Origin of the sequence: Desulfovermiculus halophilus DSM 18834, assembly GCF_000620765.1 — a bacterium.
Classification (GTDB): domain Bacteria; phylum Desulfobacterota; class Desulfovibrionia; order Desulfovibrionales; family Desulfothermaceae; genus Desulfovermiculus; species Desulfovermiculus halophilus.
The window spans coordinates 1-16,268 of the sequence record NZ_JIAK01000011.1 but is presented as its reverse complement, the minus strand read 5'-3'; the positions used below and the strand labels follow the sequence as shown (position 1 = coordinate 16,268).

Sequence of the window (16,268 nt, the reverse complement as noted above, 5' to 3'; positions counted from 1 at the left end):
TCATTTTTCCTCGATGCTTTCCTGGATCCGCATTCCAAAGTGGCGCCCGGCCGCATCGGTGCGGCACAGGATCTGGTCCGAGGGCTGCAGGGAGACCACGCTGGCCGGCCTGCCGTCCGCCCTGACCAGGCGGATGGTCTCCGCGTTCTGGACAAAGATGTGTCCGGTCCGGTCTGCGGTCCGGGCGGTGATCAGCAGAAGGGGACGGACTTCTACCTTGGCCCGGCCCACAGTGGCCCCCTGGGTCTGTCCCTGGGCGTCCACGATCAGGACCTCCCGGCCCGCTCCCAGCTCCTGGAGATAGGCTGTCCGGTCCCCGGGGAGCAGGACGTAGGCATGGGCCGCCCCGGCGTTGATCCGAAAGGGCCGGTCTGCGACGTAGGGGTTGGACTCTGTTTCGGCATGGACCAGAAAGGTGAAGGTGCTGGAGTTGCCGACCAGCAGGCCTTGTCCGGTGTGCAGGAGAGAGCAGGTGTCCACGCAGACCCGGTGTCCCAGGCCGACGGGGGTGATTTCAGTTATTTCAGCGGACTCCAAATCGATTGCTTCCTGGCGAAGCTTGAGCTCCTGCAGCATGGGTGTAAGGCCGGCCGGGTCTTGAGGACAAAAGACCATGAAATCAGCTCCCCGTTCCAGTATTCCTTGGGCCAGGCGGGCCTGCTCCAGGTCGGCCACCTCCAGGCCCAAAAGGCCGGAGGCGTCATGGGCCAAGAGGTTCTCCACCGGGATGATTTCCCAGCCCTGGGCCAGAAGGACCCTCTGGCCGGCCTGCAGGGCCCGGGCGGCCCTTTCCTCATCCTCGGGCGCGGTGAGTTCAATCTTGACTGTATCCGCCGGGGTGAGGACCTGGGTCCGGCTGAGGGCCAGGACGTCCTGGGCATGCTCTTCATCGACCAGCATCCCGTCCGCTCCGGCCTCCAGGGCCTGGGTGACCAGGGATTTGTCGAAGGGGACGGCCCGAACATAGATGGGGCAGCTCATGCCGGGGCCTCCGGGGTCGAGTCCTTTTGGGCCAGGAAAGCCATGGCCTCCTGGACGGTGGCGTCTTCATGGACCACCTGATGCAGGGCCTGGACCAGGTGCCGGGGCTGATGGTCCTGAAATATGTTCCGGCCGATGGACAGGCCGGCCGCTCCGGCCTGGACGGCTTCCGAGGCCATGCGGAGCAGGTCCTTGCGGCTGTCCAGCTTGGGGCCTCCGGCAATGACCACCGGTACGCAGCAGGATTCCACCACCTGCTGAAAGGACTCCACCCGGCCAGTGTAGTTGACCTTGATCACATCCGCGGCCAGTTCTTCCCCGGCCCGGGCGCAATGGGCCACGACCTGCGGGTCGAAGCCGTCCGCGACCTTGGGGCCCCGGGCGTAGACCATGGCCAGAACCGGCATACCCCAGGAGTTGGCCACGCTGCTGACCTGTCCCAGGTCCCGGAGCATCTCCCGTTCATTCTCATCCCCGAGGTTGACATGGACCGAGATGGCATCGGCCCCAAGCTTGATGCCGTCCTCCACCGTACCGACCAGGGTTTTGGTGTTGGGGAAGGGAGAGTGGCAGGTGCTGGCCGAAAGATGGATGATCAGACCCACGTCCCGGCCGTGCTCCCGGTGTCCGCAGCGGACCAGCCCCTTGTGCATGAGGACGGCGTTGGCTCCGCCTTCGGCCACATCGTTGACGATGCTTTTCAAGTCGGTGATTCCGTGAATGGGGCCGACGGTAACCCCGTGGTCCAGGGGGACGATGATGGTCCGACCTGTGTTGCGGTTGAAGATCCGTTCGGTGCGTATGGATTTGCCCAGGTGCATGCCGTGCCTCCTTATGGCCGGTTTGGTTCAGGACAGGCTTGCAGCGGACCAAAAAAAGGGCCGCCGGCTGGAAGCCTGCGGCCCTTGTGGGTGGTTCTTTTCGTATTCAAGATTCAGGCGGTACCACTCAGACCACAGACGTCCTTCTGGGAAAAATAATACCAAGCCCAATAGCTGACAAAGGAAGTGTGGCTGAGTGAGATATGCATGGAAAGCACTATAGCCTCCTGCATGGAATTTTGTCAACATGTTCTGCATGCATGGGACAAAATTTTAGTTCTTCGACCTAGCCTGTGGATATTTAAAGTTTGCCATCCCTGCTGTGTGCCCACTTTCGGCCCGGTATTTTCTAAGCCCCGCCAAAGGGGGGGGCTGCCTTGACATCTGCGTATATGACTTTACATTGATATGCACTGGATACGGAAAGGGACACGCAATGTATCCGGATCTGTCCGGGTACCGAACCAAGCGAGAATATCTCAGGAGTAATTATGGGATCAGAAGAAAAGAAATACACCTGCCCTCATTGCGGCCAGGAGCTCCAGGCCTGGCTGGCTCCGCCGGACACGGGCTGGGGCGAGATACTGGTCTGCTTCAACAATTCCTGTCCCCACTATGTGGGCTCAGCCACTGACATTGAAAACAAGGGGACGGACAACAGATCCATGGGCTGCCGATATGCTGTTGATCCGGCCAATAAGTACCAACCCTTCAACCTGCTTGCGGTCTGCCCGCACTGAAGCTTCGGATACCAAAGGCCTGAGCGGTTTACCGCTCAGGCCTTTGCGGTAAGGACCTATGGCATCATTGTTGACCATCAAAGAGATCGCCAAGCAGCTTCAGGTTCCAGAAAGCAATATCCGTTATTACCGGGACCGCTTTGAGGAGTATATTCCGAGTATAGGCCAGGGTCGGCGGCGGAGATACAAAAAAGAGGCTGTGGACGTATTCGGGCATATCGTGCAGGGATACAAGGATGAAAAGAACACGGAGCAGATAGCTGCCGAGCTGGCCGAAATGTTTCCCAGGACGGTTTCAGTGAGCAGCGATCTGCAGCCTGCCGGGGAGTCCTCTGAGTCCGGAGCCGAGAGGCAGTCCGGTTATGGTGGGGATCTTTCCCATCCCGTTCTTCAGGCTCAATCCAGGACCTTGGAGCATCTGGCCCAGGCCCTGGCCGAGAACAGCATGGTGCGGACCGAGTTCACCCGGGTGCGGGATGAGCAGGAGAAGTTGAGAAAAGGGCTGCTGTACCTGTGGCGGATGCAAAAGACCGGAACCCAGGGTGCGCAGAGGGTACAAAGCGGAGAAGAAAAGGCTCTGGCTCAGGATCTGCGCAGCCTGGAGCAACGGGTTGCCCGTCTTGAGGAGCGTGTGGGCCGGGAGCTGGAGAAGATGCGGTCCGAGATACGGGAGTGTGTGCTTTTGACTCGAGAGTTTGTGCAAAGTTCAGATGGGGAAAAGAAGTGAATCATCAAGGCAAGTGAGCGGAATCTGGACCCAAACGGCAAAGCTGCACCTGATGCGGAAATGTACTGTGTTTGACAAGCACGCCGCTGATAGGCTATTCTTTACAAATTCTTATTCTGATCATCTCCTGAACCTTCCTCACGAATTCATCAAAAAACATAGGAAATGTCCATGGAAGAACAAAATCCCAAAGTTGTGGTCCAGGATTTGTATAAGATCTTTGGTCCAAACCCGGAACGAGCCTACGATCTCATTGAGCAGGGGAAGACCAAAGACGAAGTTCTGGAAGAGACTGGTCTAACCATTGGAGTGCAGAAGGCGAGCTTTGAGGTTTACGAAGGCGAAATCTTTGTGGTCATGGGGTTGTCCGGGTCCGGCAAATCGACCCTGGTCCGGATGCTGAACAGGCTGATTGAGCCGACCTCCGGACACGTCTACCTTGAAGGCACGGACATCGCCAAGATGAGCAAGGAAGAGCTCATCGACATCCGGCGGAAAAAGATGAGCATGGTGTTTCAGTCCTTTGCCCTTATGCCTCATATGACGGTATTGGACAACGCGGGATTCGGGCTGGAAGTGGCCGGGATCACCGGGAAGGAGAGGGAAAGACGGGCCATGGCCTCCTTAGAGCAGGTCGGCCTCAAGGCCTACGCCAACAGCTATCCCCAGGAGCTGTCCGGGGGGATGCAGCAGCGGGTGGGGCTGGCCCGGGGGCTGGCCGTGGATCCGACCATCCTGCTCATGGACGAGGCCTTTTCCGCTTTGGACCCCCTGATCCGGACCGAAATGCAGGATGAGCTGATCAAGCTGCAGCAGGAGAGCCAGCGGACTGTGGTCTTTATTTCCCACGACCTGGACGAGGCCATGCGCATCGGAGACCGGATCGCCATGATGGAAGGCGGGCGGATCGTGCAGGTTGGAACCCCGGAAGATATCTTGAAAAACCCTGCAGACGAGTATGTACGGGCCTTCTTCCGCGGCGTGGACCCGACCAACGTCCTCAAGGCCGGGGATGTGGTCCGGGACAATCAGGTGACCATAATCCGGCATAGAGGCGGCGGCCCGCGGGCGGCCCTGGAGCGGCTCATGGATCAGGACCGGAGCTTTGGCTATATCCTGGATGCCGACCGCAAGTTTTTGGGGGTTGTGTCTGTCGATTCTCTGCGTGCGGCCATTGAAGAGAGCGGCGGGGATGAAAGCGAAGCCGTGCAGAAGGCCTTTCTGGACAATGTGCAGAGCGTTGCCACGGACGTCCCGATGCAGGATATCCTGCCCTCCATCACCGAACTGGACTGCCCGGTGCCGGTGGTCAACGAAAAGGGCGTGTACCAAGGGGCCATTTCCAAGAACCGCTTCCTGAAAACCCTCAAACGCGAAGGATAAAATACCATGAACTTTGATATACCTCTGGGACGATGGGTTGAAGGCCTGGTCAATTTCCTGATGGATAATTTCACCTGGCTGTTCGATTTCATATCCATGGTGGTGGGCTGGCTGGCCTCCTCCCTGGAAGGTCTGCTCATGGGCCTGCCAGCCTGGATCATGATCGGGGTCATCGTCATCCTGTCTTTCTGGAGAATAGGCTGGCGTTACGCCCTGGTCTTTCTGGCCACCTTGCTCCTGCTGGTCGGCATGGACATGTGGGACGCAACCATGTCCACCCTGGCCCTGGTCCTGGCCTCCACAGTGGCCAGCCTGATCGTATCCATCCCCATGGGGATCTGGATGGCCAAGAGCGATACAGTGGAGGGCATCGTCCGTCCGGTTCTGGACTTCATGCAGACCATGCCTCCATTTGTCTATTTGATCCCGGCGGCGATGTTCTTTGGCTTGGGCAAAGTGCCCGGAGCGGTGGCCACCATCACCTTTTGCGCCCCTCCGGCTGTGCGCTTGACCAATCTGGGCATTCGCCAGGTGCCCAAGGAGCTGCGGGAAGCCGGAATGGCCTTTGGCTGCACCGGGATGCAGATGCTGCGCAAGGTGGAGATCCCCATTGCCATGCCCTCAATCATGGCTGGAGTGAACCAGAACATCATGATGGCCCTGTCCATGGTGGTCATTGCCTCCATGATCGGTGCCGGCGGACTGGGGAACGTGGTTTTAAGCGGCATTCAGCGCATGGACATCGGCCTGGGATTTGAGGGTGGCCTGGGAGTGGTTATCCTGGCCATCATCCTGGACCGTCTGACTCAGTCTTTCGGACAAGGCCAGGGCCCGAGCTTCATGGGACGGCTCAAGAGCCTGTTCGGGAAATCGTAAACGTATATTCCTATCGTTGAATTCAACAAGGAGGCAACACGATGATCAAGCAACTACGTAAACTGTGCATCGGATGCATGCTGGTCGCAGCCTGCGGGCTGTTCTTCGGTCCGGCTGCTCAGGCGGCGGACTATGACAAACCGATCAAGCTGGGATGGACGGCCTGGTCCACGGCCGAGGCAAACGTCAAGCTGATCAAGAAAATCCTTGAGGACAAGATGGGCTATGATGTGGAGCTGATCATGTCCGATATCGGCATTCAGTACCAGGGCGTGGCCAATGGGGACATCGATGCCATGATCATGTCCTGGCTGCCCACCACCCAAAAGGACTACTGGGACAGGTTCGCCAAGGACGTGGTCAACCTGGGCCCCATCTATACCCGGGCCCGTCTGGGGTGGGCGGTTCCGAGCTACATCCCCAAAGACAAGCTCAACTCCATCTCCGATTTGACCAACCCGGAAGTGGCCGAAAAGCTGAACAACAAGATCACGGGCATCGATCCGGGAGCCGGGATCATGCAGGCCTCGGAAAAGGCCATGGATGAGTATGGGCTCAAAGATGCCGGATATCAGCTCCTGTCCTCCAGCGGAGCCGGGATGACGGCGGCACTGGCCCGGGCCGTCAAGCGGGATGAATGGATCGTGGTCACCGGCTGGAGCCCGCACTGGAAGTTCGCCAAGTGGGACCTGCGCTATCTGGAAGATCCCAAAGGCCTGCTGGGCGGCAAAGAGCGCGTTCACTGCCTGGTCCGAAAAGGGTTCTATCAGGATGTTCCCTACGAAGTGTTCGAGTTCTTTGTCCGGTACAATATTCCCATCGACGATCTGGAACAGCTCATGCTTGAGGCCAGGAACTCTTCCTACGAAGAGGCCGTCGATGCCTACATCGAGAACAATCCCAAGCGCATCCACTACTGGATGACCGGCGAACTCAAATAAACCTGCCAGTACCGGGGCTGGGCTCCAGCCCCGGACATACCCATTGGAGCACACATTCGTCGGGCTGAAAAAGGAAACCAAGGCTGTCCTTTCAGCTCGGTCTGTGATTCCTGCCCGTATTTTTCAGTACGTACACACAGTGGCCCGGCAGGGGACGGATTCCTGTCGAACCGGACCCAGCCGTACCCGGCGCATGGGCCACAGGTGTGGCTGGATCTTCCTGGATCTGTCACATGCGCCATCACCCTATCCGAGGAGGATATTTTGAGAAAGATCATCAGCACAGCGATCCTGGTCCTGGTCTGCAGTCTGTTGTTCGGGACAACAATGGCCGGTGCGGCCGAGTACAACAAACCTATCAGAATCGGATGGACAGCGTGGTCCTCCACAGAGGCCAATACCAAGCTGGTAAAGGCCATTCTGGAAGATGTCATGGGCTACGATGTCGAGCTGGTGATGGCCGATGTGGGCATTCAGTACCAGGGCGTGGCCAATGGGGACATTGACTTCATGCTCATGTGCTGGCTGCCTGTAACCCACAAAGCCTACTGGGAAAAGGTCGGGGACAAGGTGGTCAATCTGGGTCCGGTGTTTACCCGGGCCAAGCTGGGCTGGGTGGTTCCGGAGTATATTCCGGAGGACAAGATCAGCTCAATCACAGATTTGACAGATCCAGAGGTGAAAGAGAAACTGGGGGGCAAGATCATGGGTATTGATCCCGGGGCCGGACTTATGCAAGCCTCGGAAAAAGCCATGACCACGTATGGGCTCAAGGATGCCGGGTATGAGCTCATCTCCTCCAGTGGGGCCGGAATGACGGCCGCCCTGTCCAGGGCTGTGAAGAACAAGGACTGGATCGTGGTTACCGGGTGGAGCCCGCACTGGAAGTTCGCCAAATGGGATCTGCGCTATATAGAGGATCCGGAAGGCGTTCTCGGGGGCAGGGAAAGCGCTTCCTGCATCGCCAGGCAAGGCTTCTATCAGGACGTGCCGTATGAGGTGTTCGAGTTCTTGACCCGGTATTTCATCCCGGCCGAGGATCTGCAGGCCATCATGTACCAGGCCAGACAGACCTCATACGAGGATGCGGCCCAGAAATACATCGAAGAAAACCCCCAGCGCATCAAGTATTGGGTGACCGGGGACTTCTAAACCTGCCAGGAACCGGGCGCCGGGTCCCGAATTATGGGGCGGCGGCGTCCGGATGCGTACCGGCAGACTGGGGTGTGATTCACCTCCAGATGCTGGTTGGTACTGGATACAGCAAGGGTGCAGCCTGTATCTGTGGGTTGAATCCGTCCGTTTGACGGACATTGCAACGCACAATCCGCTCTTTCATCCCGCCCCAAGCAATGGGCGGAGCGGAGAGCCCCTCCTCAGGGCCTCCGTGCCGATCTTTAATGCTCCAAACCATAAGGAGGCGAGCTATGCTCCACAGTCTGAAGAAAACCGCAATGGTACTGTGCATTTGTGCTCTTTCGGTTCTGTTGTTTTCTCCCGTGGTCCAGGCCCAGGACTCAACCAAGCCGATCAAGGTCGGATGGACCGCATGGTCGGATGCCGAGGCGATCACCAAGATAGCCAGGCAGATTTTGGAAGAAAAGATGGGCTATGACGTGGAACTGGTCATGTCCGACATCGGGGTGCAGTATCAGGCCTTGAAGAGCGGGGACATCGACATCATGCTCATGTCCTGGCTGCCGGTTACGCACCAGAATTACTGGAAGAAGTATGCAAAGGACGTGGTCAATCTCGGCCCCCTGTATACCCGGGCCAAGCTGGGCTGGGTGGTCCCCAACTATGTGCCCAAGGACAAGGTCAACTCCATAGAGGACCTCAAGGACAAGGACGTGGCCGAGAAGCTGGAGAATAAGATCACTGGAATCGACCCCGGCGCAGGCCTGATGCAGGCTTCGGAAAAGGCTATGAAGGAATACGGACTGAGCAAGGCGGGATACGATCTTGTGGCCTCCAGTGGTGCCGGGATGACCGCAGCCTTGGCCCGGGCCATAGATAAAGAGGATTGGATTGTGGTCACCGGATGGAGTCCGCATTGGAAGTTCGCCAAGTGGGACCTGCGCTATCTTGAAGACCCCAAAGGGACCTTGGGTGGCCGGGAGCGCATTCATGCCCTGACCCGGAAGGGATTCTATCAGGACGTTCCGTATGAGGTCTTTGAATTTTTTACCCGCATGTATATCCCTTTGAGTGAACTGGAAGCGGTTATGCTGGAAGCCAGCAACAGCTCCTACAAGGATGCCGTGGACAACTACATCAAAGAGCATCCGGAGCGGGTCCACTACTGGATGACTGGAGAACTGAAGTAGGGTGATGTGCGCATCCCCTGATCTGTCGTAAGCTGCACCCCTTGCTATGGACAAAAAAACGCCTGCTTCCAGGAAGCAGGCGTTTTTTTGTCCGGGACTCTAAATGTGCAGGCTGGTTTTTACGAGGTTGTGCGCCTTTTCCACAGCTGCATTTCCTGCATCTTCTGTTTGCGTTGACGGGCAAGGGCCTTGGCGATCAAGGAGGTGTTTTTCTTGTAGCCCCACTTCTCCTTGTATTCTTCAGGAGTAAGCCCGTGCTGGGCCAGATGCTTCTTGGACAGAACCTTGAACTTCTTTCCGCATTCCAGACAAACAACAGCCTTTTCCCGAATCGCCTTTTTAGGATCAACTGCCGGTTCCTGGGTCTGCTCGGATTCTTGAGCGCTCTCCGTGCCTTCCACGATATCCTTGAGCTGTTTGGAGAGGCTCTGAACCATGGAAGTTATCTCTTCTTCGCTCATGGTCCGCACACTAGCTTGAGCCTTGACGATCTCCAGGGCTTGTTGAACATATTCTTCCATGCGTGTTCTCCTTGTGTTTGATTACTTTTCATCCATGCATTGTATGTACTTCAAGTTTTGTATTGTAAGTACAAACAAAAAAATGTCAAACACAGGAAGATGTTTTCATTATTTTTGAAGGTGCTTGATCTTTGTCCAGTCTCTGCCCAGCAACTCTGCTCCTTTGCGGTCCACCTCCCAGGGATCGCAACCACCAACAAGCACTTCCAGCGGTGGTGTGCAGTGAGCTCCTCCCAAATGATACTCGGGCATGCCCACACTTGCATCCATAATACACAGGTCGGGCGCCTTGTAGGAGTTCAGCTCACGGATGCTTTGCTGCACATCACAGTGGAAGGCTGCCTTTTTCCATGTTCCGCTCTGACCGCTGTAATAGGCGGGGGGAGCGAGGCCGATCATGTTTTTCAGTGCCCCGGTAATCCCGGCCAGAGAATGGGCCTTGAGGACCGGAACAGAGATCAGATAGCTGTTCACCGCGATTTGGGGCAGAAATATCTCCGGAAAGATGCGGCATTCGGGGTTGTGCATGCGGACAAGCTGGGCGGTGTTCAGGTCAACGAGCTGGACCCCGCATCCGGCGGCCATGTCTGTATAGCCCAGCCGGTCAAAGACAGCAGGCGTGTCCAGACCGGGTTGGCCGCATCCTTCGGCAATCACCACCCTGGCCGTGGATATGCTGCGGATGGAGTCCACCAGGGCCCGGCAGCAGGCGGCGGGGGTGGTGATCGGCGGCGGGGAGTCGTTGATCAGGTTGGGCTTGATGACAATGGTCCCGGTTTGGGGGAGTGACGTCTCAGTTTGTATCAGGTGAAGCAGTGCGGGAACTGATTCCTCATAGCTCGTGAAGTCGATGACGGCGGTCATGGCCGGGTACTCCAGGTATTATTTACGGACGCAGCGGGAGGCGCACATCAGGTCGGGCTTGGTGGGGTGCAGGCGGAGGCAGATCCGGCAGGCGCCGAGCCAGCGCTGCGCGGCCCGGATGCAGCGGAATAAGCGAAAATCGCGGGGGTAGCTCCCGATGTGGGCAAAGACATGGGCGATTCGGGCCAGGCCGTGGTCCAGCTCGTTGGGGCAGACCAGGGCGGTCTGAATGCCGGTCCCGCCTGACTGGGGGGCAGCCGGCGTGCTGAGCAGGCTCCGTCCGCCTTCAGCGGACCCGAAGCGCACAGATCCGTGGGTAAAATCCCACAAGTGGATGCTGCTTTCAGGTGTCCTTTGGGCCCTCCAGGCCATGGACATAAGGGCGTGGGCATCAATGAGGCCGGTAACTCGAAAGATGCGGACGGCATGGTCAAATGCGTACAGAGTGTGTATTGGGGCCATGATCGAAGTCCTTCTCCAGTTTGAGGTCAAATCCAAGCATAGCAGAGCCCGGGGAAAAGGAAAACGTCCCTGGACCCTGACCGAGGTGGTGTACAGATTCTTGATTTTTCATGGCTTTTGTTCTACGTCCTTGGTGCCCAGACTAAGCAGACATCCACAGGTAGAGTCGAAGAACCGGAAAGTCTAACAGATTACGAGGCGGTATGGACACACACGACGAATTTTTCTGGACCGGGCTGACCCCGGATCAGGCCAGGCAGGCCCTTGTGGCGAAGGACAAGTCCAAACGGGACAAGCGGTATGACCTGCAGACCGCTGTGGACAGGTTCATACACGACGGGGACACAGTGGCCATCGGCGGATTTGTTGATATCCGCCAGCCGGTAGCCACCTGTCATGAGATGATCCGGCACGGGTTCAGGGATCTGACCCTGTGCTTTCAGTCCGGAGGAATGGCCGTGGACTATCTGGGCGGGGCCATGGCCCTGTACCCCGACCATCTGCATATCAAGCGCATGGAGCTCGCCTATTGGGCCCATGAGTCCTTCGGGCTGTCCCCCATTTTCCGTTATCTGGCCGAGAACGGTCTGGTGGAGCTGGAGGACTGGAGCAACTACAACATGTCGGCCAGGTTCAAGGCCGGAAGCATGGGCTTGCCCTTTATTCCCTGCCGGGGTCCCCTGGGCAGCGATATCATCAAGACCTGCCGGGCCAAGGTTGAAAACTGCCCGTTCACCGGCAGGCCCGTGGTTCTCCTTCCGGCCTGCTATCCGAATGTGGGCCTTCTGCATGTCCAGAAGGCGGACATGTACGGCAACTGCATCATTCACGGCAGTGAAGCAACATGCGCAGAAATCGCTATGGCCTCGGCCCACACCATCGTGACCTGCGAGCGGATCGTTCCCCATGAAGAGATCACCAGGGAGCCCAAGGCGATCACCATCCCCTTCTTTGCAGTGGATGCCGTGGTTCAGGTCCCGTACGGGGCCTACCCCACAAGTTGCCGGGAGCACTATTACTTCAATCGGGAGCACATCGCCTCTGTGCATGCTTGGGGCAGCTTGCTGCACAAAGGGGACGACTCAGGTCTGCGGCACTACTTTGAAGACTCCATCATGAACGTCGAAGGCTTTGCTGACTTCATGGATCAGTTCCCTGTGCGCAAGATCATGGAAGAGCATCACGCTGAGCTGGAAAATCTGGAAGAAAGGGGATAGCAATGTATATTCAGGGATCAGAGTACACCCCCCAGGAGATGATCGTCATTGCCGGGGCCCGGGTCTTGGAGGATACCAAGGTCGTCTTTGTGGGGACTGGTCTGCCGATGATTGCCACAGTGCTGGCCATGCGCACGCATGCTCCGGGGGTCATTCCGGTCTTTGAGGCCGGAGCGGTGGGTCCGCCCCTAAGCGGCAAGCTGCCCTTTTCGGTGGGCGATTCGCGGACGGTGAGCGGCTCGTCCTATATTGGAGGACTGAACTCCGCCTTTGAAATGACTCAGCGGGGATTTTCCGACTTCGGGTTTGTGGGCGGGGCGGAGATCGATCCGTACGGAAATTTGAACTCAACCATGCTCGGTGATTTTCCCCAGGAGTACCGCAGCCCCAAGGTCCGGCTGCCCGGCAGCGGAGGGGCCAGCGATATGGCCGCTTCCTGCGAACGGACTATTCTGATCATGCCCCACGAGCGGAGACGGTTCAGAGAAAAAATCAGCTATGTGACCAGCCCGGGGCATATTGACGGCTCGCCCGGGGCCAGAGAAAAGGCCGGTCTCCTGGGCCAGGGCCCCTACAGGGTGATTACGGCCAAGGCCATCATGGATTTTGATGAGCAGACCAGGCGGATGCGTCTGCGGCAGCTTCTGCCCGGAGAGAGCGTGGAGTCGGTCCAGGAGGCCACGGGATTCGAGCTTTTGATCCATCCGGAGCTGGACGATTTCCCTCCGCCGACCGAAGAGGAGCTGCATTTGATCCGGGAGGAGATCGATCCCATGGGCATGTTTGTCAAAAAGCCGGCCGGAAAGAAGCTGGTCTCCCAGTTCTAACCCAGCTTCAGGGCGTACTGGAGGAGAAGGTACAAGAGGTAAACGCTCAGCATCCATCCGCCCTGCCAGCGTTTGAAATATCCGTCCCGGCTGCGGGCGATGAACAGGCGCAGGGAGTAGAGGATGAAGAGCATGGCCGGGAAATGAAAGGTGAAGAAGGTCGGGGCGATGACCAATGGTTTGGCTGTGGCCGCTGCGCCGATGACAAAGAGACAGTTCAGGACATCGGCCCCGACCACGTTGCCGACCATGATCTCCGGATGTCCCTTGCGCACCGAGGAAACGGCGGTCACCAGCTCGGGCAGCGAGGTGCCCAGGGCCACCATGGTGGCGGCGACGATGTCTTCGGGCACGCCCAGGCGGAGAGCGGTCTGGGAGGCGGCAGGGACCAGGATCCTGGCTGCGGCTACGACCAGGAAGATCCCCCCGGCAAGCTGCAGGACGGCCTGGGGCAGGGGACGGGGAGGGGCATCCTCGCCGAGGACAACCTGTTCGCCTCCGGCCCGGGCCCAGAAGTAGCTCAACAGGATATAGACACAGAGCAGAAACAGAAACAGCACTCCGACCTTCCAGCCCAGGACCGGCAGGTCCGGATTGCGCATTCTTGCTCCCACTGCCAGCAGGGTGAGCAGGGTGGCCGCTCCGACCTGTACCCATCCGGTGCGGTTCAGGATGAAGCTGTTTATGGGAACCCTGGTCAATAGACAGGCCAGGCCCAAGACCAATCCGGTGTCGGCGATGATCGAGCCGACTCCGTTGCCCAGGGCCAGGCCGGGGTTGCCCATCCAGGCGGCCATAACCGAGACAAAGGCCTCGGGCAAGGTGGTGCCCAGAGAGACTATGGTCGCACCGATGACGATGTGGGGCATTCCGGTGCGTTTGGCCATATCGACCACGGCATCGATCAGCCAGTCCGCTCCCTTGGACAGGACCGCAATGCACACGGCCAGGATCCCCAGCAGGGGCACAAGGCTGAACTGAGCGATGTATTGGGTCAGGAAATGTTCCATATGGCTTTGGAGTGTATTTGTTCAGTGGGCCTTGGGAAGGGCTGAACAATTACTTTTGATCGGCTAGCACTACAGCGACAGTTTGGGTACAACAAACGCCTGCAAAGAGCCAGGCGATTACTTATAGCTCCCACGCTCTGCGTGGGAGCTTTCCTGACCGCTCCCGCGGTCTCTTTCTGGACGCCGGAGCGCCCAAAAGAGTTCCCACGCAGAGCGTGGGAACGATAAAAAGCGATAAACAAGAAATCAATGAGTTACAGCAAAATGTCGCTGTAGTGATAGTTGGTTGAGGACAAAAAAACAGGGGCACCCAGCTGGGTGCCCCTGTTTTTTTGTCCTCTCAGGGACAGGATGTCAAATCTGGTTTGCCAGGGTTAAGGCTGAAAGCTAGCCCTTTTTGGTCAACAGCCACCACCTCTGGTTCGGGTTGTTGTACTCCTGTTCATAGACCTTCACATTCCCTTTGGCGGTGATCTGGAACCAGTCGGCGAAAAGCCGTTCATAGACCTCCGGATCCCGGTAGTGTGTGTGGGGATGGGGTTGGTTGGGATTGGACGCGCTCACGCAGCTCTCCCGCACAAACATGGTCCCTTGTGAGCTCAGCCAAGTGGTCAATCTGCGGGCCAGGACCGGAAGATCCTCGTCCCGGATATACATCAAGAGCCAGTTGATGAAGATGTGATCGAAGCTGGCCGCCGGAAAATCAGCCTCCATGATGTCCCCAACTGCGTGGCAGACATGGGGGTATTCGCAGCATGCGGACTTGTTGGAATCGATAAACTCATGGACAAAGTCTTGAGCCGTGACCTGAGCGGCCACAGGGGCGAAGCAGGTGGTGAACCGGCCGATCCCTGCCGCTGGTTCCAGAATGCGCAATCCGTTGAGGTCTGGAAGGTAGGAAAGTATTTCAGTCCGTTCCCGTTCCTCAAAGCTCGGATCCACGTCCTTGTTCAGCATCATGCTCTGGATATCCAGGTCCTGCTGCTCCCAAAAGCTCTTCTGTTCGGTGTTTTTCATGGGCTTCTCCTTGCTAGCCGGGAGTCCCCAGCCGGGGCTCCGCATCTTTCCCGCATGTCCCGGAGGAGTCTCCGCCGGGACATGCAGGTGACGAAATGATCGTGGAAACAGGGTGGGGGGTGAGGAAATGCTACACGGTCTCTTCCTGGCCCTGGAGGACCTCCTGGGCCGCCTGAAGAATGGCCGCGTTCTCGTCTTTGGTTCTGGAGGCAATGCGCACGAACTCACCGTCCAGGCCCACTTTGTCGTTGCAATCCCGGACATAGACCCCGTGCTTGATGAGCATGCGGCTCATGAACTCAAAGGCGCTCATGCCGTTGGTGATCTCGGCCAGGACAAAGTTCGCCTTGCTGGGGTACACCTTGAGCCCCGGGACCTCGGAGAGCTGAGCGAAAAAGGCCTGGGTATCCATGAGGTAGCGGATTCGGACCTTTTCGTAGCGTTCCAGAAAGTCCTCATCTGCGTACAGGCGGAAAAAGTATTCGGCCAGGCCGGAAAGATTCCATAAGTACCCGTTTTCCAAAAGGTCGGCCACCTTTTCCTCATCCATGACCGCGTATCCGGCCCGGATGCCGGCGATGCCGAAGTCCTTGGACATGCTCTTCATGATAATCAGGTTCTTGTATTTCTGGGTCAGGGGTATGGCGGTCTTGAGCTCCATGGAATCGTCTTCAAAGGCAAAATGAATAAAGCTTTCGTCCAGGACGATGGTGTCCACAAAGCTGAGCCGGTCAACCAGGTACTCGATATCCTCCTGGTCGATGTACCCCCCAGTGGGGTTGTTGGGGTTGATCAGGATGATGGTGTCCGGCCTCTCCTTTTCCACCAGGCGGATGTACTCTTCCAGATCGAAGTGGAAGTCGTTGTCCCGGGTCAGCTGATTGTAGACCACCTGGACGTCATCGCTGACAAACTCGTAGTAGGGAGAAAAGGTGGGGATGTTGATGATGATCTTGCGGTACGTGAAGTTGTGGATCACAGCCTGGATGATCTCGGTCGCCCCGTTGCCGACGAAGATCTTTTCCGTGGGCACGTTCAGGCATCCGGACAAGAGCTCCCCAATGACCTGGTTCTGGGATGGATAGAACTCCAGGACCTTGCGCAGGTCCCCGGTCTTGATCAGGTCGTTTTTCATCTCCTGAGTGAAGAGATCAGTTGCGTAGGGATTGGACAGAAAGCAAGCATCGATCTTTATTTCCAGTTCCGGCAACTTTTCGGCAATGGTATGAATGCTCGGCGAATGGGACCCGGACTGATCGCTCAGCTCCCGGAGGCCATAGGCCAGCTTCCGTTCTTTCATGCTCATATCGTACATATGCAACCTCCCTGTTTTTTCGTTGATAAAGCAACCACTATCAAAGAATATTGTTAAAGTCAAGATTATCGCACTATACATTATTTCGGTTTTGATTTTTTCAGCCCGAAGTATTTCAGTTCTTCGACGTAGCCTGTGGATTTTTGGAGTTTGCCATCTCTTCTGTGTGCCCACTTTCGGCCCGGTATTTTCTAAGCCCCGCCAAAGGGGGATCCCTGCCCCCTCCAGGCACTCACATG

The 16,268-nt window shown here is 57.4% G+C and carries 17 protein-coding genes; 9 read left to right on the top strand and 8 right to left on the bottom strand.

Going from position 1 to position 16,268, the window contains the following annotated elements:
• Together N902_RS0106745 and N902_RS0106740 are read right to left on the bottom strand one after the other, a co-directional pair.
• Entirely contained in the window at positions 1–981 is a 981-nt protein-coding gene (locus N902_RS0106745; protein WP_027370317.1) for a 3-dehydroquinate synthase II domain-containing protein, read from the bottom strand.
• Positions 978–1,802, bottom strand: coding sequence for a 2-amino-3,7-dideoxy-D-threo-hept-6-ulosonate synthase (locus tag N902_RS0106740; RefSeq protein WP_027370316.1), 825 nt, complete (start codon positions 1,800–1,802; stop codon positions 978–980). The genes N902_RS0106745 and N902_RS0106740 overlap by 4 nt, the downstream gene beginning before the upstream one ends.
• A gap of 491 nt (positions 1,803–2,293) precedes the next feature.
• Here N902_RS0106740 and N902_RS0106735 point away from each other — a divergent pair, with 491 nt between their 5' ends.
• From N902_RS0106735 to N902_RS0106705, 7 genes are all read left to right on the top strand, one after another.
• The gene (locus tag N902_RS0106735; RefSeq protein WP_034622085.1) at positions 2,294–2,542 is read left to right on the top strand and encodes a hypothetical protein; all 249 of its coding nucleotides are present in this window, start codon (positions 2,294–2,296) and stop codon (positions 2,540–2,542) included.
• A gap of 58 nt (positions 2,543–2,600) precedes the next feature.
• Positions 2,601–3,269, top strand: a complete 669-nt coding sequence (locus tag N902_RS18670; protein ID WP_027370314.1) for a MerR family transcriptional regulator — start codon at positions 2,601–2,603, stop codon at positions 3,267–3,269.
• Positions 3,270–3,440: 171 nt separating this feature from the next.
• On the top strand, positions 3,441–4,652 hold the full coding sequence (proV, locus tag N902_RS0106725) for a glycine betaine/L-proline ABC transporter ATP-binding protein ProV (RefSeq protein WP_027370313.1): 1,212 nt from the start codon (positions 3,441–3,443) through the stop codon (positions 4,650–4,652).
• 6 nt (positions 4,653–4,658) lie between these two features.
• Positions 4,659–5,528, top strand: a complete 870-nt coding sequence (locus N902_RS16780; protein ID WP_034622081.1) for an ABC transporter permease — start codon at positions 4,659–4,661, stop codon at positions 5,526–5,528.
• A gap of 41 nt (positions 5,529–5,569) precedes the next feature.
• Positions 5,570–6,469: a glycine betaine ABC transporter substrate-binding protein gene (locus N902_RS0106715; protein ID WP_027370312.1), complete on the top strand. Its 900-nt coding sequence runs from the start codon at positions 5,570–5,572 to the stop codon at positions 6,467–6,469.
• 264 nt (positions 6,470–6,733) lie between these two features.
• A complete protein-coding gene (locus N902_RS0106710) occupies positions 6,734–7,621 on the top strand; it encodes a glycine betaine ABC transporter substrate-binding protein (protein WP_027370311.1) in 888 nt (295 codons plus the stop codon).
• Positions 7,622–7,896: 275 nt separating this feature from the next.
• Positions 7,897–8,796 carry a glycine betaine ABC transporter substrate-binding protein gene (locus N902_RS0106705; protein ID WP_051564391.1) on the top strand — a complete coding sequence of 300 codons (900 nt, stop codon included), beginning with the start codon at positions 7,897–7,899 and terminating at the stop codon, positions 8,794–8,796.
• Between the two features lie 119 nt (positions 8,797–8,915).
• Here N902_RS0106705 and N902_RS0106700 read toward each other — a convergent pair whose 3' ends face one another.
• From N902_RS0106700 to N902_RS0106690, 3 genes are all read right to left on the bottom strand, one after another.
• Positions 8,916–9,317 carry a Ros/MucR family transcriptional regulator gene (locus tag N902_RS0106700; RefSeq protein WP_027370309.1) on the bottom strand — a complete coding sequence of 134 codons (402 nt, stop codon included), beginning with the start codon at positions 9,315–9,317 and terminating at the stop codon, positions 8,916–8,918.
• Between the two features lie 108 nt (positions 9,318–9,425).
• A complete protein-coding gene (locus N902_RS0106695) occupies positions 9,426–10,181 on the bottom strand; it encodes a DUF362 domain-containing protein (RefSeq protein WP_027370308.1) in 756 nt (251 codons plus the stop codon).
• An 18-nt stretch (positions 10,182–10,199) separates the two neighbouring features.
• On the bottom strand, positions 10,200–10,643 hold the full coding sequence (locus N902_RS0106690) for a hypothetical protein (RefSeq protein ID WP_027370307.1): 444 nt from the start codon (positions 10,641–10,643) through the stop codon (positions 10,200–10,202).
• A gap of 203 nt (positions 10,644–10,846) precedes the next feature.
• Here N902_RS0106690 and N902_RS16775 point away from each other — a divergent pair, with 203 nt between their 5' ends.
• Together N902_RS16775 and N902_RS0106680 are read left to right on the top strand one after the other, a co-directional pair.
• Positions 10,847–11,860 (top strand): CoA transferase subunit A, encoded by a 1,014-nt coding sequence (locus tag N902_RS16775; RefSeq protein WP_034622078.1) that lies wholly within the window; start codon positions 10,847–10,849, stop codon positions 11,858–11,860.
• A 2-nt stretch (positions 11,861–11,862) separates the two neighbouring features.
• Positions 11,863–12,687 carry a CoA-transferase subunit beta gene (locus N902_RS0106680; protein ID WP_034622077.1) on the top strand — a complete coding sequence of 275 codons (825 nt, stop codon included), beginning with the start codon at positions 11,863–11,865 and terminating at the stop codon, positions 12,685–12,687.
• Here the strand turns inward: N902_RS0106680 and N902_RS16770 are convergent.
• The 3 genes from N902_RS16770 to N902_RS0106665 form a co-directional block, all read right to left on the bottom strand.
• Positions 12,684–13,697, bottom strand: coding sequence for a sodium:calcium antiporter (locus N902_RS16770; RefSeq protein WP_034622074.1), 1,014 nt, complete (start codon positions 13,695–13,697; stop codon positions 12,684–12,686). The two genes, N902_RS0106680 and N902_RS16770, sit on opposite strands and share 4 nt — an antisense overlap.
• Positions 13,698–14,084: 387 nt before the next feature.
• Positions 14,085–14,714: a methyltransferase domain-containing protein gene (locus tag N902_RS0106670; RefSeq protein WP_027370305.1), complete on the bottom strand. Its 630-nt coding sequence runs from the start codon at positions 14,712–14,714 to the stop codon at positions 14,085–14,087.
• 130 nt (positions 14,715–14,844) lie between these two features.
• Positions 14,845–16,029 (bottom strand): pyridoxal phosphate-dependent aminotransferase, encoded by a 1,185-nt coding sequence (locus N902_RS0106665; RefSeq protein WP_034622072.1) that lies wholly within the window; start codon positions 16,027–16,029, stop codon positions 14,845–14,847.
• Between the last annotated feature and the right edge of the window lie 239 nt (positions 16,030–16,268).

Excerpts from the sequence above, each read along its gene's own strand:
- N902_RS0106745 (WP_027370317.1), bottom strand. The coding sequence starts at position 981 with ATGAGCTGCCCCATCTATGTTCGGGCCGTCCCCTTCGACAAATCCCTG.
- N902_RS0106740 (WP_027370316.1), bottom strand. The coding sequence starts at position 1,802 with ATGCACCTGGGCAAATCCATACGCACCGAACGGATCTTCAACCGCAAC.
- N902_RS0106735 (WP_034622085.1), top strand. The coding sequence starts at position 2,294 with ATGGGATCAGAAGAAAAGAAATACACCTGCCCTCATTGCGGCCAGGAG.
- N902_RS18670 (WP_027370314.1), top strand. The coding sequence starts at position 2,601 with ATGGCATCATTGTTGACCATCAAAGAGATCGCCAAGCAGCTTCAGGTT.
- proV (WP_027370313.1), top strand. The coding sequence starts at position 3,441 with ATGGAAGAACAAAATCCCAAAGTTGTGGTCCAGGATTTGTATAAGATC.
- N902_RS16780 (WP_034622081.1), top strand. The coding sequence starts at position 4,659 with ATGAACTTTGATATACCTCTGGGACGATGGGTTGAAGGCCTGGTCAAT.
- N902_RS0106715 (WP_027370312.1), top strand. The coding sequence starts at position 5,570 with ATGATCAAGCAACTACGTAAACTGTGCATCGGATGCATGCTGGTCGCA.
- N902_RS0106705 (WP_051564391.1), top strand. The coding sequence starts at position 7,897 with ATGCTCCACAGTCTGAAGAAAACCGCAATGGTACTGTGCATTTGTGCT.
- N902_RS0106700 (WP_027370309.1), bottom strand. The coding sequence starts at position 9,317 with ATGGAAGAATATGTTCAACAAGCCCTGGAGATCGTCAAGGCTCAAGCT.
- N902_RS0106695 (WP_027370308.1), bottom strand. The coding sequence starts at position 10,181 with ATGACCGCCGTCATCGACTTCACGAGCTATGAGGAATCAGTTCCCGCA.
- N902_RS0106690 (WP_027370307.1), bottom strand. The coding sequence starts at position 10,643 with ATGGCCCCAATACACACTCTGTACGCATTTGACCATGCCGTCCGCATC.
- N902_RS16775 (WP_034622078.1), top strand. The coding sequence starts at position 10,847 with ATGGACACACACGACGAATTTTTCTGGACCGGGCTGACCCCGGATCAG.
- N902_RS0106680 (WP_034622077.1), top strand. The coding sequence starts at position 11,863 with ATGTATATTCAGGGATCAGAGTACACCCCCCAGGAGATGATCGTCATT.
- N902_RS16770 (WP_034622074.1), bottom strand. The coding sequence starts at position 13,697 with ATGGAACATTTCCTGACCCAATACATCGCTCAGTTCAGCCTTGTGCCC.
- N902_RS0106670 (WP_027370305.1), bottom strand. The coding sequence starts at position 14,714 with ATGAAAAACACCGAACAGAAGAGCTTTTGGGAGCAGCAGGACCTGGAT.
- N902_RS0106665 (WP_034622072.1), bottom strand. The coding sequence starts at position 16,029 with ATGTACGATATGAGCATGAAAGAACGGAAGCTGGCCTATGGCCTCCGG.